Here is a 13,150-nt window from a genome sequence, read left to right as displayed (position 1 = left end):
GCGTACCGAATCCCGCAGCGCGTCAACGGTTTCGAACGCTTGATCGGACGCGGGCGCGGCGTCGAGCACGACCGACCACTGCGTGAGCCCTGCCGGGCTCTGTCCGGCGGGGCTCACCGAGACCACGCCGGGGGTCTGCGATATCGCGCGTTGCACCTCGGCGGTGCGGTCGGTCGACGCGATGACCCGGGTCGGATCGGTCAGTCCGCTGGGGAAATGGTCAGCCAAGGTCTCGTATCCGCTGACGGACTCGGCCTGCACCCGGAACTGCTCGGTCTGCGACAGGCCGACCGGCGTGTTGAGCAGCCCGAGACACAGCAGCGCCAGACCGGCCAGCGCGACGGCCGCGACGCGACCGGGTCTGCGCGCCACCGCTTCGGCGATGCGGTGCCACACGCCGCCCTCGGTCAGCGGTTCGGCGCCGACGCGGGGGACGAACGGCCAGAACAGCCGCTTGCCGAACAGGCTCAGCAGCGCCGGCAGCACCAGCAGCACGAACACCGCGGCCACAATCAGCCCGGCCGCCGCTTGCACGCCGAGGCTGCGCACGCTCGGCGACGACGCGAAGATCAGCGTGAGCAGCGCCAGCACCACGGTGGCGTTGCTGGCGATGATCGCCGGACCGGCCCGGCGCACGGCGATGTCCAGCGCGTCGCGGTGGTCCGCTGTACGGCCCAGCTCTTCGCGGTAGCGCGAGATGAGCAGCAGCGCGTAGTTGGTGCCCGCCCCGAACACCAGCACGCTCGTGATACCCGACGTCGAACCGTCCGGAGTCATGCCGACGGCCTGTGCCACCGCGCTGCCCAGCACCGCGGCCACCCGGTCGGCGAAGCCGATCACCGCGAGCGGCACGAGCCACAGCACCGGGGAGCGGTAGGTGATGATCAGCAGTAACGCCACGACAGCCGCGGTGACCGCCAACAACGTGAAATTGGCCCCGGAGAACGAGTTCGCGATGTCGGCACCGAACGCAGGCCCGCCGGTCACCTGCGTCCGGAGTCCGGTGGGCAGTCCGTCGGCGGCCGCCGCGCGGATCTCCTTGACCTTGTCGCCGAGTTCGAACCCGGTGAGGTCGGCGCTCAACGGCACCACCGCCAGCGCGGCCGCACCGTCGTCGGACACCTGGGCCGAAGGCCATTTGCGTTTCACGGCGTCGACGTCGCCCGGCCCGAGCCGCGAATCGTCGGCGCGGGTGATCACGACGATGGCCGGAACCCGTTCGCCGCCCGGGAACTGGGCGCGCAGCGCGTCGACACGTGCCGACTCGGCCGAATCGGGCACCGGCACCGGTGATCGCGCGCTCGAGTCGCCGCTGCCGATGAATGCCATCACGGCACCGGAGCCCAGCACCACCAGCACCGCAAGGACCCAGGAGAGGCGGCGGGACATGACGTCGAATATTTCAGATACTTAACTAGTAATCAAACGGCCCGGCGGCTCTATGCTTTCGGCGTGCCAGAGGACCGCGAGGCGCTGGAGGCGACGATCGCCGCCGATGTGCGAGCCATCAACGCCGAATCCGACGGCATCGGCAGGCTGTTCGCGAGCCGGCACGACGTTGCCGCCAACGACTTTCGCGCTCTGCTCTACGTGATGGTCGCCGAGGCGGAAGGCTCGCCGTTGACCGCGGGCGATCTGCGCAGGCGCCTGGGCCTGTCGGCCGCGGCGATCACCTATCTCGTCGAGCGGATGATCGCGTCGGGCCACTTCCTGCGCGAATCGGACCCGGCCGACCGCCGCAAGGTGATCCTGCGGGTGGCCGATCACGGAATGGCCGTCGCCCGAGGGTTTTTCACGCCGCTGGGGGAACGCACCCGCGACGCACTGGCCGACCTGTCCGATGAGGAGCTGCTGGCGGCCCATCGCACGTTCGGCGCGCTCATCGACGCCATGCGCCGGTTCCGCCACCACCTGGACCAGTCGCGCTGAGCCGACGTCTGGCAGGCTGGACTCGCGATGAGTGAGACCCAGAACGAGACGGTGATGCTGCTCGGCTCCGGAGAACTGAGCCGGGAGTTGGCACTGGCCTTTCAGGGGCTGGGTGCGCACGTGACAGCGGTCGACAGGTACGCCGACGCGCCGGCGCACGGGGTCGCCGACCGCGCGATCGTCGCCAAGATGAACGACGCGGAGGAGTTGTCCGCGCTCATCGCCAGGGAGAGCCCGCGGTATGTCGTTGCCGAGGCGGGCCTGATCGCGACCGACGCGCTGATCGCGGTCGCAGAACGCGGCGAAGTCGAGGTGTTCCCGACGCCGCGCAGCACCCGGCTGTCGCTGGACCGGGAGGGCCTGCGCAGGCTGGCAGCAGACGAGCTGGGGTTGCCCACGGCGCCGTTCTGGTTCGCGGGGTCGCCCGAGGAGCTCACCGCCGTCGCACGGCACGCCGGTTTTCCGTTGGTCGTCAAGCCGATCGCCTCGGCGCCCGGCGAAGGCTCGTCGGTGCTGGTGCGACCCGAGGACGTCGAACCGGCATGGCAGCGCGCCGCCGCCGCGGGCCGGATTCCGCAGAGCCGGGTGATGGTCGAGTCCGTGGTCGAGGTGGACTTCGAAGTCACGCTGCTGACTGTCCGCACCATCGGGCCGACCGGACCGGTGGTCCACTTCTGCGAGCCCGTCGGGCACCGCCATGGCGACGGCGACGTACTCGAGTGCTGGCAGCCGCAGCGGCTGCCGCCGGCCGCGCTGGACGCGGCGAAGTCGATCGGCGCGCGCATCGTGAACTCGCTGGGCGGACGCGGCGTGTTCGGCGTCGAGTTGCTGGTGCGCGGCGACGAGGTGTACTTCGACAACGTGCGGCCGCGACCGCACGACAGCGGCCTGGTCACGCTGCGTTCACAGCGGCTTTCGCAGTTCGAGTTGCATGCCCGCGCGATCCTGGGGCTGCCAGTCGACACGATCATGATCTCGCCGGCCGCCGCGCAGGTGAGCTATGCGGGGGCGGAGGCGACACCGACGGTCGACGGCGGGCGAATGGCCGTGCTCGCCGAGGCGCTCGCCGTCGCCGAGAGCGACGTCCGGCTGTTCGACCGGCCCGACGAGACCGAAACGAAGCGGCGGCTCGCGGTGGCGTTCGCCACCGCACCGGATCCGATCGTCGCGCGGGACCGCGCCCGTCGCGTCACCGCCGCCCTGCGCAGGCTTGGTAGCCCGTGACAGACCCAGGGCCAGAGTCTGAGCCCCGCGACCGACCGACAGCGGTACCGTTCCTGATCGCGCTCACAATCTTTGTGATCGTGGTGATCGCAATCGTCCTGCTGAATCTGTTCCGCGACGACGAGTTGCCCCCCGATCAGCAGGTCGCGCGGGCCGCGGTCGGGCAGAACGACGCGCTGCAGCGGCAGAACTACGCCGACTTCCTCACCTTCACGTGCCCCGCGCAGGTCGGCGCGGAGACCGATGTGCTTGCTGCACAACGTGATTCGGTGGCCAAGCACGGTGAACGGTTCGTCGACGACGTCACCGACGTGGTGATCGACGCCGACCGCGCCACCGCCAAGGTGACCTACCACTTCGACAAGGCGCCGGACGACAAGAACGAGGTCCCGACGACGTTCGTGCGCGACGGTGGGGCCTGGAAGGTCTGTTCGGCCGCCCCCAGGTAGCTGTGGGACACTCAACGACCGTGAGCGCCGAAGACGAGCGCGAGTGAGGATCGCAGCGAGGGACGAGCGAGGACCGGAGCGAGCGGAAGTCGAGAAAATGAGTTATGCCGGAGACATCACGCCTGAGGAGGCATGGTCGCTGCTGACCGGCGCCCCCGACGCTGTGCTGGTGGACTGCCGCACCGAGGCCGAGTGGCGCTTCGTCGGCGTGCCCGACCTGTCCTCGCTGCAGCGCGATGTCGTGTTCATCGAGTGGAGCCGCAGCGACGGCACGCACAACGAGTCGTTCGTCGAGGACCTCAAGGCGGCGGGGATAACCCCTGGTGAACGGCCGGTGGTGTTCCTGTGTCGGTCCGGGAACCGGTCGATCGGCGCCGCCGTCGCCGCCACCGAGGCGGGGATCGCGCCGTCGTACAACGTGCTCGACGGGTTCGAGGGCCATCTCGACGAGGATCGGCACCGTGGCCGCACCGGATGGAAGGCCGTCGGCTTGCCCTGGAGACAGTCTTGAGCAGTAACGACCAGTCCGTGCCATCGGTCCGGATTCCCGCGGAACTGCCTGAAGGCGTCAGCCAGGCCACCATCGGCGTGCGCGGCGGGTTGCTGCGCTCGGAGTTCGAGGAGACCGCCGAGGGGTTGTTCCTCACTTCTGGATACATCTACGCGTCCGCCGCCGAGGCGGAGAAGGCGTTCACCGGAGAGAACGACCGCTACGTCTACTCCCGCTACGGCAACCCGACGGTCTCGATGTTCGAGGAGCGGCTGCGCCTGATGGAAGGCGCGCCAGCCTGTTTCGCGACCGCGTCCGGGATGGCGGCGGTGTTCACGTCGCTGGGCGCACTGTTGGGGGCCGGCGATCGGCTGGTCGCCGCGCGCAGCCTGTTCGGCTCGTGCTTCGTGGTGTGCAACGAGATCCTGCCGCGCTGGGGCGTGGAGACGGTGTTCGTCGACGGCGACGACCTATCGCAGTGGGAGCAGGCACTCTCGGTGCCAACGCAGGCGGTGTTCTTCGAGACGCCGTCGAACCCGATGCAGTCGCTGGTCGACATCGCCGCGGTATCCGACATGGCCCATGCAGCCGGCGCAAAGGTGGTGCTGGACAACGTGTTTGCCACGCCGCTGCTGCAGCAGGGCTTCCCGCTGGGCGTGGACGTCGTCGTGTACTCGGGTACCAAGCACATCGACGGGCAGGGACGGGTGCTCGGCGGTGCGATCCTGGGCGACAAGCAGTACATCGACGAGCCGGTGCAGAAGCTGATGCGCCACACCGGTCCCGCGCTGAGCCCGTTCAACGCCTGGACCCTGCTCAAGGGTCTGGAGACGATGGCGGTCCGGGTGGACTACCAGAACGCGTCGGCGCAGCGGATCGCCGAGTTTCTGGAGAACCACCCCGCGGTGAGCTGGGTCCGCTACCCCTTCCTGGAGTCGCATCCGCAGTACGACCTCGCCAAGCGCCAGATGACCGGTGGCGGAACGGTTGTCACGTTCGAGCTCGACGGCGGCACCAAGGAGCGTGCGTTCGAGGTGCTCGACAAGCTCACCCTCATCGACATCTCGAACAACCTCGGCGACGCGAAGTCCTTGGTCACCCACCCCGCGACCACGACCCACCGCGCGATGGGTCCGGAGGGGCGCGCGGCCATCGGGCTCGGTGACGGCGTGGTGCGGATCTCGGTGGGACTGGAGGGAACCGAGGATTTGCTCAACGACCTCGACCGGGCACTGGGCTAGGTGTCCAAGCGCACCGACGCGAAGAAGGCCCGGCGCCGCAAGCGGCAGGCCGCCCGGGATCGTCTCTGGCTACCCGAAGAGCGTCACCAAGAACTGACCGCACAACTCGACGAGGTCATCGGCGGCCTCGAAGACTTCGCTGAAAGGCTCGCCGAACGCGGCTGGGAGTACAGCGAGGATCCCGACGACGAGGTCGGTGTCGTCTGGTACTGGCCGCCGTCGTTCTCAGACGTCGAGGACCCGGACGAGTCGGTGGCCGCCACTGTCGTGGCGCTCCTCGAAGCCGAAGGCGGCGAGATCGCGCACGTGGTGTTCGTCGGCACCGACGATGACTACCAGTTCGACCTCGACGAGCTGTTCGACCACATCGAGCAGATCGAGGCGTACCGGTCCGGCGACCCGCTGCCGACGTTCGCTGACGCTTAGTCAGTCCTCGACCACGCCCTGCGCTGATCGCGCCCGGTCCTCGTAGTTCTTGCGCGCGGTCGCGTCGAAGTCCAGGAACACCCGGTCCAGCCCCAGCTTGTTGTTGAGCCAACGGCGTCCGCGCGGACCGAGCATCTGCGCGGCCTGGGCGGTGAAGCGCAACGGCGGAGGCACGGCCACATGGGTTTTCGGCTTGTCCAGCGTCTTGACGATCGCGGCCGCGATCTGCTCGGGCTCGACCGGCTTGATCGCCCCGCTGCTCTTGGTGCCCGAGATCAACTCGGTGTTGGTGAACGGCGGCATGATGACCGACACGTCGACGTTGTGCGGCGCGACCTCGTCGGCCAGCGCCGCGCTCAGGCCGACGACGCCGAACTTCGCGCCCACGTACACCACCTGACCGGGCACGGGGATCAACCCTGACAGCGATGCGATGTTGATGATGTGGCCGCTGCGCCGCGCGATCATGTCCGGCAGCACCAACTGGCAACCCGTGATGACGCCGTACAGGTTGACCTCGAGCGTGGACCGGATCGACTTCTCGGACTCCTCGACGAACGGCCCGATCGGCATCACGCCGGCGTTGTTGATCAACACGTCGATGTGACCGCCGCCGTCCACGCGGGCCTTGTCCAGGAACGTCTCGAACGAGGCGCGGTCGGTGACGTCGAGCGGGTAGCCCGAGGCGGGTCCGAGATTGCCCAGTTGCGCGACGGCCGACTCCTGCAGCGCCACGTCGCGGTCGCCGATGACGACGCGCGCGCCGCGGGCCAGCAGTGCCTTCGCGGTCGCGAAGCCGATGCCACGGGCGGCCCCGGTGATCGCGATCGTCTTACCGCTGATGTTGTCCATGCGGCCGGACTTTACACGTGTCAAGTTTGGCTGGGAAGTCCGCTTCCGGCCGACGGCAACGGATATCCGATCGCGTTTGCCAAGGACCTGCGCGCCGGCCGTTAAGCTGGGTCGAGGGTGTCGACGACACCGGGGGTGATGGTGGCGCTGTCAGAGACGATGATCGGCTGGCTGCTGGTTGCGGCCGGTGTGCTCACGGTGTTGATCGGTGTGGCATCGCGGGTGTTCATCGGCCGCCGCCGCGAAACCAGCGCAATCCGCGGCATGGTGCACACCTTTCGCAAGACCGGGGTGGCCCGCGTGCTGTTCGGCCGCTTCGACAGTGACGTGCTCGACGACGACGAGCTCGACGCGATGATCCTGATGCCGACGATCGTCGTCGCGTGTGGGCTGTGCCTGACCGCGGTCTTCCTGCTGGGCTATCAGAAACTCGTCTAGCCGCGACCCTCTTCGCCGAGAGTGCGGTCAGTGCGAAAAATAAGCCCGAAAATCGCACTGGCCGCACGTTCGACGAGCGATGCGCACCCGGCGCACCAGCACCGTCATAGGCCGGCGGCGGCCTCCGCCGCTTCGCGGATCGACCCGCGCCACACCGGCCCGTGCCCCGGTAGCAGCACCTCGGTGTCCAGCAGGCCGAGCGCGGCCAGGCTGCGCACACAGCCGTCCTGGTCGTGGTTGAACAGTCCGGGCAGCAGCTGCGGCCCGCCGCGCGAGAGCAGCGGGTGCCCGGTGACAAGGGCGTCTCCGCTGACCAGCACACCGTCGACGAGGAACGAGCAGTGCCCGCCGGTGTGGCCCGGCGTCGGAATCGCCCTCGGTGAGCCCGGCAACCCGGCCGCGACGTCCTCGGTGAACGCTTGCGCGCTGGGGATGCCGTCGCGCTGCAGGGCGCCCTTACGGGCGATCGCCACCGACCAGGTGAGGTAGCGCGGCTGCCAGATGTGCTTGGCGATGTCGGCGGGCGACGCCTGCTCGAGGTACTCGCGCTTGGCGTGGCCCACCTCGGCGGCGTGGCAGTACACCGGCGTGCCGTGCGTTCGGGCGAACCAGATCGCCGAACCGAAATGGTCGATGTGCGCGTGGGTCAACAGGATTGCGCGCAGGTCCTCGGGTCCGAAGCCGAGCTGGCGCAGCGACGCCAGCACGTCGTCTCGACTGCCCGGGAAGCCGGTGTCGATCAGCAGCACGCCGGTGCCGTCGCTGACCAGCGTCCAGTTGACGAGGTCGGTGTAGGCGAAATGCACGGTGTCGGTGATGGCGCTCAAGGCCGGTGCCATGCCGCGAGTGTAAGCAGCGGGGTAGAAAGAACTCGTGGCTGAACTCAAACTCGGATACAAGGCGTCGGCGGAGCAGTTCGCGCCGCGGGAACTGGTCGAGCTGGCCGTTGCGGCTGAAGAGCACGGCATGGACAGCGCGACGGTCAGCGACCACTTCCAACCGTGGCGCCACGAGGGCGGCCACGCGCCGTTCTCCCTGGCGTGGATGACGGCGGTCGGCGAGCGCACCAAGAACCTGATTCTCGGGACGTCGGTGCTGACGCCGACCTTCCGGTACAACCCGGCCGTCATCGCGCAGGCGTTCGCCACGATGGGATGCCTGTATCCGGACCGCATCTTCCTCGGGGTCGGCACCGGCGAAGCGCTCAACGAGATCGCCACGGGCTACGAGGGCGACTGGCCGGAGTTCAAGGAGCGGTTCGCGCGCCTGCGGGAGTCTGTCAAGCTGATGCGCGAGTTGTGGCTCGGTGACCGGGTCGACTTCGACGGGGAGTACTACCGCACGAAGGGCGCGTCCATCTACGACGTGCCCGAGGGCGGCATCCCCGTCTACATCGCGGCGGGCGGTCCGGTCGTCGCCAAGTACGCGGGCCGGGCGGGCGACGGCTTCATCTGCACCAGCGGCAAGGGCGAGGAGCTGTACAAGGACAAGCTCATCCCGGCGGTGAAAGAGGGCGCCGAAGCGGCCGGCAAGAACGTCGATGACATCGACCGGATGATCGAGATCAAGATCTCCTACGACACGGACCCCGAGCTGGCCCTGGAGAACACCCGGTTCTGGGCGCCGTTGTCGCTGACCGCCGAACAGAAGCACTCCATCGACGACCCGATCGAGATGGAGAAGGCCGCCGACGAACTGCCCATCGAGCAGGTCGCCAAGCGGTGGATCGTCGCGTCGGATCCCGACGAGGCCGTCGAGAAGGTCGGCCAGTACGTCGAGTGGGGGCTGAACCACCTGGTGTTCCACGCCCCCGGCCACGACCAGCGCAGGTTCCTGGAGCTGTTCCAGCGCGACCTCGAGCCGCGACTGCGCCGCCTCGGCTGAACGAGGTCTGAGGCATTGTCTGCACGCGGGCGCTCATCGGCCGTTTACGTCGCTTCCCCCGAAGGCGACACCGGCAAGTCGACGATCGCACTGGGTCTGTTGCACCGGTTGACGGCCACGGTCGCCAAAGTCGGTGTGTTCCGGCCGATCACGCGGCTCGGCGAGGACTGTGACTACATCCTCGAATTGCTGCTCGAGCAGAGCACCGCCGGGCTCTCGTACGACGAGTGCGTCGGCGTCGGTTACGAACAACTCCACGAGGACCCCGACGGCGCGCTCGGCGAGATCGTCGACCGGTACCACTGGGTGGCCGACCAGTGCGACGCCGTGTTGATCGTCGGCAGTGATTACACCGACGTCGCAACGCCGAGCGAACTGTCGACCAATGCGCGCATCGCGGCCAACCTCGGTGCTCCGGTGGTGCTGGCGGTGAAAGCCAAGGACCGCACGCCCGATCAGGTCGCACACATCGTCGACATCTGCCTCGGCGAGATCGCCGCCCAGCACGCGCACACCGCGGCCGTGGTCGCCAACCGCTGCGATCCCGCGCAACTGACCGCGGTGATCGACGCGTTGCAGGGCTTTGAACCGAAGTGCTACGCGCTACCGGAGGAGCCGCTGCTGGTCGCTCCCTCGGTCGCCGAACTGCAACGCGCCGTCGAAGGCACCTTGATCAGTGGTGACCCTGCGCTGCTGTCACGCGAGGCGATGGATGTCCTGGTCGCCGGGATGACCGCCGAGCGTGTGCTCGAACGGCTCAGCGAGGGCGTCGCGGTGATCGCCGCCGGGGACCGCTCCGACGTGGTGCTCGCGCTCGCGAGTGCCCATGCGGCCGAAGGCTTTCCGTCGCTGTCGTGCATCATCCTCAACGGGGGGTTGGAGCTGCATCCGGCGATCGCCGCGTTGGTTGCCGGGCTGGGGTTGCGGTTGCCGATGATCGCCACCGAGTTCCGGACGTTCGAGACCGCGAGCCGCGTGGCCGCGACGCGCGGTCGGGTGACGGCGGCCTCGATACGCAAGATCGACACGGCGCTGGCGCTGATGGAAGCACATGTCGACGTCGCGGATCTGCTTGCCCAGCTGGCTATTCCGATCCCTGCGGTCGTCACCCCGCAGATGTTCACCTACCAGCTGCTCGACTGGGCGCGCTCAGATCGCAAGCACATCGTGCTGCCCGAGGGCGACGACGACCGCATCCTGACCGCTGCCGGCCGGTTGCTGCACCGCCGGGTTGCCGAGCTGACCATCCTGGGTGAAGAGACGCAGATCCGCGCCCGCGCAGCCGAACTGGGCGTCGACCTCTCCGGCGCCACGGTGCTCGACCCGCAGACCAGCGAGCTGTGCGACAAGTTCGCAGAACAGTACGCCGAGATGCGAAAGCACAAGGGCGTGACCGTCGACCAGGCCCGCGAGACCATCCACGACGTGTCGTATTTCGGCACCATGCTGGTCTACAACGACATGGTCGACGGCATGGTCTCCGGCGCGCGGCACACCACCGCGCACACCGTGCGGCCCGCATTCGAGATCATCAGGACGACGTCCGGCGTCTCCACGGTGTCCAGCATCTTCCTGATGTGCCTGGCCGACCGGGTGCTGGCGTACGGCGACTGTGCGATCGTGCCGGACCCCACCGCAGAACAGCTGGCCGACATCGCGATCTCGTCCGCGCACACCGCGGCACGGTTCGGGATCGAGCCGCGCGTCGCGATGCTGTCCTACTCGACGGGCACCAGCGGGACCGGCGCTGACGTCGAGAAGGTCAGGCAGGCAACGGAACTGGTGATGCAGCGGGATCCCGAGCTGCTCGTCGACGGCCCGATCCAGTACGACGCCGCGGTCGAACCGTCGGTGGCGAAGTCGAAGATGCCCGACTCGAAGGTGGCCGGCCGCGCGACCGTGCTGATCTTCCCGGACCTCAACACCGGCAACAACACGTACAAGGCGGTGCAGCGCAGCGCAGGCGCGATCGCTATCGGACCGGTGCTGCAGGGGCTCAAGAAGCCGGTCAACGACCTGTCGCGCGGGGCGTTGGTGGAGGACATCGTCAACACCGTGGCGATCACCGCTATCCAGGCGCAGACGCTCTGATGGCCCGCAACGTACTGGTGCTCAACTCGGGTTCGTCGTCGCTCAAATACGCTGTCATCGAGCCTGATTCGGAGAAGTTGGTGGTGGACGGCATCATCGAGCGGATCGGTGAGGGCGAGGTCCGCGATCATGCCGAGGCGCTGCAGTCGGCGTTCGATCAGATGGCCGAGTCGGGACGACGGCTCGACACGCTGGGGCTCGTCGCCGTCGGTCACCGGGTGGTGCACGGCGGCCCGGACATCTATCAGCCGACGCTGATCGACGACGAGCTGGTCGCCGAGATCGAGAAACTGTCGGCCCTTGCGCCGCTGCACAATCCGCCCGCGCTGCTGGGTATCGAGGTGGCGCGCAAGGCGCTGCCTGATCTGCCGCATGTCGCGGTCTTCGACACCGCGTTCTTCCACGATCTGCCGGCAGCGGCCGCGACGTATGCGATCGACCGTGATGTCGCGGCGCAGTGGCACATCCGCCGCTACGGCTTTCACGGCACGTCGCACCAGTACGTCAGCGAGCAGGCCGCGGCGTTTCTCGGCGCGCCGCTGGACTCGTTGCGCCAGATCGTGCTGCATCTGGGCAACGGCGCATCGGCCTCGGCCATCGTCGGTGGGCGTCCGGTGGACACCTCCATGGGGTTGACCCCGATGGAGGGACTGGTGATGGGCACTCGGTCCGGCGACATCGATCCCGGTGTGCTGGTTTACCTTTGGCGCACCGCGAACATGAGCGTCGAGGACATCGAGCAGATGCTCAACCGCCGCTCCGGTGTCCTCGGGCTCGGCGGCGAGATCGATTTCCGGGTGTTGCATCAACTCATGGAGTCGGGCGATCAGGCGGCGCGGTTGGCCTACGACGTCTACATCCACCGGCTGCGCAAATACATCGGCGCTTATCTGGCGGTGCTCGGCTCCGCCGACGTGATCACGTTCACCGCGGGTGTCGGGGAGAACGACGCGGCGGTGCGCCGCGACGCGCTGAGCGGGCTGGCGCCGTTGGGCATCGAACTCGACGAAGAGCTGAACTCCCGTCAGGACAAGAAGGCGCGGCGCATTTCGGCCGAGACGTCGCCGACGACGGTGCTAGTTGTTCCCACTGATGAGGAGCTGGCGATCGCTCGCGCTTGCAGTCACCTCGTCGAGCACTGAGCGCGGCTTCTCCAGCGGCAGGTCGCCCGCCGGATCGCAGATGGCCAGCAACCTGCGGACCTGCCGACCGCAGCGCACCTGCCAGTCGAGCCCGTTTCGCGTGCAGATCACGTTGATGTAGTGCAGGGCGGCGAAGCCGGCGGTCCCGAAGAAGTCGACGAGCCGAAGATCGATCAGCAGGCACCTCGTGCCGGCGATCTGGCCTTCCACGTACGCGGCGAGCGCGCGGCTGTTGGTCGCGTCGATCTCGCCGTCGACCGTCACCAGCACGGTCGAACCCGGCTGGTGAGAAGCGCAGAACGTGGCGTGGCGGTGGCGTTCGCGCCGATCGAACATCCGGGGATCCGGCCGGAAAACCCTGCAGGTTCCTACAGCGGACACGGTGGCTCCTGTTGTCGAAACGCATGTGAACCGTGGCTGTGACCTCAACCTGTGATGCAGATTACTACCGATTTCGCACGGTCGCTATCTGAGTTACGGCATGCGCAGACGCTGTAAACGGGCGGCGAGTGCGGCCGATTTTGCTCGTATCCGCGACGGATTCCGTAGGTCCCGGTCAGAAGGTGCTGGTCGGGCGGACGCTGTTGGCCAGGTCCACCAGTGCGTAGCGGTGTGCCTGGGTGGGCGCCACCCGGGCGAGGGCACGAAGCGACGCCTCCACGCCCAGCTGCAATCCGTGTTCGGTGAACGGGAAGCCCAGAATGTGGTTGGTGCTCGCCGTGTTGTCGGCCAGCCAGTCCATCGCGGTGCCCAGCACCAGCGCGCGGATTTGCAGCACGCGCGGTTCGGTGTCGGGCAGCGCCTCGACGCGCCGTGCGGCGTCGCGGATCTGCTGCTCGGTGATCTCGCTCGACGACCGGCCCGACAGCAGGGTCACCGCACTGGTCAGCCGCGCGGTGGTGAAGTGCCGCGACATCGCCGGCACCTTGTCGAGCGTCTGCACGGCGGCCTCGCGTTCACCGGCCGCCGACTGGGCCCGCGCCA

General features: G+C 68.1%; 15 protein-coding genes. 10 read left to right on the top strand and 5 right to left on the bottom strand.

The features are described 5' to 3' along the window. The coding region (locus tag A5663_RS08050) for an MMPL family transporter (RefSeq protein ID WP_068146459.1) at positions 1-1,389 on the bottom strand (1,389 nt) is incomplete at its 3' end. Positions 1,390-1,452: 63 nt separating this feature from the next. On the opposite strand from A5663_RS08050, the gene A5663_RS08045 reads away from it, so the two are divergent. The 6 genes from A5663_RS08045 (at position 1,453) to A5663_RS08020 (ending at position 5,759) form a co-directional block, all read left to right on the top strand. Next, complete coding sequence (locus tag A5663_RS08045) at positions 1,453-1,929, top strand: MarR family winged helix-turn-helix transcriptional regulator (protein WP_068146449.1); 477 nt, start codon at positions 1,453-1,455, stop codon at positions 1,927-1,929. A 27-nt stretch (positions 1,930-1,956) separates the two neighbouring features. After that, positions 1,957-3,153, top strand: a complete 1,197-nt coding sequence (gene purT, locus A5663_RS08040; protein ID WP_068146448.1) for a formate-dependent phosphoribosylglycinamide formyltransferase — start codon at positions 1,957-1,959, stop codon at positions 3,151-3,153. Then, on the top strand, positions 3,150-3,602 hold the full coding sequence (locus A5663_RS08035) for a lumazine-binding protein (protein ID WP_068146447.1): 453 nt from the start codon (positions 3,150-3,152) through the stop codon (positions 3,600-3,602). Before purT ends, A5663_RS08035 begins: the two co-directional genes overlap by 4 nt. Before the next feature lie 97 nt (positions 3,603-3,699). Beyond that, positions 3,700-4,113 (top strand): rhodanese-like domain-containing protein, encoded by a 414-nt coding sequence (locus A5663_RS08030; RefSeq protein ID WP_068146446.1) that lies wholly within the window; start codon positions 3,700-3,702, stop codon positions 4,111-4,113. After that, on the top strand, positions 4,077-5,333 hold the full coding sequence (locus A5663_RS08025; RefSeq protein WP_068146444.1) for an O-succinylhomoserine sulfhydrylase: 1,257 nt from the start codon (positions 4,077-4,079) through the stop codon (positions 5,331-5,333). The genes A5663_RS08030 and A5663_RS08025 overlap by 37 nt, the downstream gene beginning before the upstream one ends. Then, positions 5,334-5,759 (top strand): hypothetical protein, encoded by a 426-nt coding sequence (locus A5663_RS08020; RefSeq protein WP_068146441.1) that lies wholly within the window; start codon positions 5,334-5,336, stop codon positions 5,757-5,759. Here A5663_RS08020 and A5663_RS08015 read toward each other — a convergent pair whose 3' ends face one another. Beyond that, complete coding sequence (locus A5663_RS08015; RefSeq protein ID WP_068146438.1) at positions 5,760-6,611, bottom strand: SDR family oxidoreductase; 852 nt, start codon at positions 6,609-6,611, stop codon at positions 5,760-5,762. Between the two features lie 138 nt (positions 6,612-6,749). Here A5663_RS08015 and A5663_RS08010 point away from each other — a divergent pair, with 138 nt between their 5' ends. Continuing rightward, the gene (locus A5663_RS08010; protein WP_068146434.1) at positions 6,750-7,049 is read left to right on the top strand and encodes a hypothetical protein; all 300 of its coding nucleotides are present in this window, start codon (positions 6,750-6,752) and stop codon (positions 7,047-7,049) included. A gap of 104 nt (positions 7,050-7,153) precedes the next feature. On the opposite strand, the gene A5663_RS08005 is transcribed toward A5663_RS08010, so the two are convergent. After that, positions 7,154-7,888: an MBL fold metallo-hydrolase gene (locus A5663_RS08005; RefSeq protein WP_068146431.1), complete on the bottom strand. Its 735-nt coding sequence runs from the start codon at positions 7,886-7,888 to the stop codon at positions 7,154-7,156. A gap of 34 nt (positions 7,889-7,922) precedes the next feature. Between A5663_RS08005 and fgd the strand changes: the two genes are divergently transcribed. From fgd to A5663_RS07990, 3 genes are read left to right on the top strand one after another with little or no spacing between them, the layout of a single operon-like run. Beyond that, positions 7,923-8,933 (top strand): glucose-6-phosphate dehydrogenase (coenzyme-F420), encoded by a 1,011-nt coding sequence (gene fgd, locus A5663_RS08000; protein WP_068146428.1) that lies wholly within the window; start codon positions 7,923-7,925, stop codon positions 8,931-8,933. A gap of 15 nt (positions 8,934-8,948) precedes the next feature. Continuing rightward, complete coding sequence (gene pta / locus A5663_RS07995; RefSeq protein WP_068146425.1) at positions 8,949-11,024, top strand: phosphate acetyltransferase; 2,076 nt, start codon at positions 8,949-8,951, stop codon at positions 11,022-11,024. Next, complete coding sequence (locus tag A5663_RS07990; protein WP_068146422.1) at positions 11,024-12,166, top strand: acetate kinase; 1,143 nt, start codon at positions 11,024-11,026, stop codon at positions 12,164-12,166. Before pta ends, A5663_RS07990 begins: the two co-directional genes overlap by 1 nt. Here A5663_RS07990 and A5663_RS07985 read toward each other — a convergent pair. Beyond that, the gene (locus A5663_RS07985) at positions 12,101-12,502 is read right to left on the bottom strand and encodes an STAS domain-containing protein (RefSeq protein WP_197503333.1); all 402 of its coding nucleotides are present in this window, start codon (positions 12,500-12,502) and stop codon (positions 12,101-12,103) included. The genes A5663_RS07990 and A5663_RS07985 overlap by 66 nt on opposite strands. 220 nt (positions 12,503-12,722) lie before the next feature. After that, positions 12,723-13,150: tetratricopeptide repeat protein (locus tag A5663_RS07980; protein WP_304443151.1), on the bottom strand; the 428-nt coding region annotated here is incomplete at its 5' end.

This window comes from Mycobacterium sp. E740, assembly GCF_001672895.1.
Classification (GTDB): domain Bacteria; phylum Actinomycetota; class Actinomycetes; order Mycobacteriales; family Mycobacteriaceae; genus Mycobacterium.
Note: the sequence above shows the minus strand (reverse complement) of the source record. Positions and strands in the feature narration are given on the sequence as shown.

What these genes read in the sequence shown, in the direction of transcription:
- purT (WP_068146448.1), top strand. Translation starts at nt 1,957, where the DNA reads ATGAGTGAGACCCAGAACGAGACGGTGATGCTGCTCGGCTCCGGAGAA.
- A5663_RS08030 (WP_068146446.1), top strand. Translation starts at nt 3,700, where the DNA reads ATGAGTTATGCCGGAGACATCACGCCTGAGGAGGCATGGTCGCTGCTG.
- A5663_RS08025 (WP_068146444.1), top strand. Translation starts at nt 4,077, where the DNA reads ATGGAAGGCCGTCGGCTTGCCCTGGAGACAGTCTTGAGCAGTAACGAC.
- A5663_RS08015 (WP_068146438.1), bottom strand. Translation starts at nt 6,611, where the DNA reads ATGGACAACATCAGCGGTAAGACGATCGCGATCACCGGGGCCGCCCGT.
- A5663_RS08010 (WP_068146434.1), top strand. Translation starts at nt 6,750, where the DNA reads ATGGTGGCGCTGTCAGAGACGATGATCGGCTGGCTGCTGGTTGCGGCC.
- A5663_RS08005 (WP_068146431.1), bottom strand. Translation starts at nt 7,888, where the DNA reads ATGGCACCGGCCTTGAGCGCCATCACCGACACCGTGCATTTCGCCTAC.
- A5663_RS07990 (WP_068146422.1), top strand. Translation starts at nt 11,024, where the DNA reads ATGGCCCGCAACGTACTGGTGCTCAACTCGGGTTCGTCGTCGCTCAAA.
- A5663_RS07985 (WP_197503333.1), bottom strand. Translation starts at nt 12,502, where the DNA reads ATGTTCGATCGGCGCGAACGCCACCGCCACGCCACGTTCTGCGCTTCT.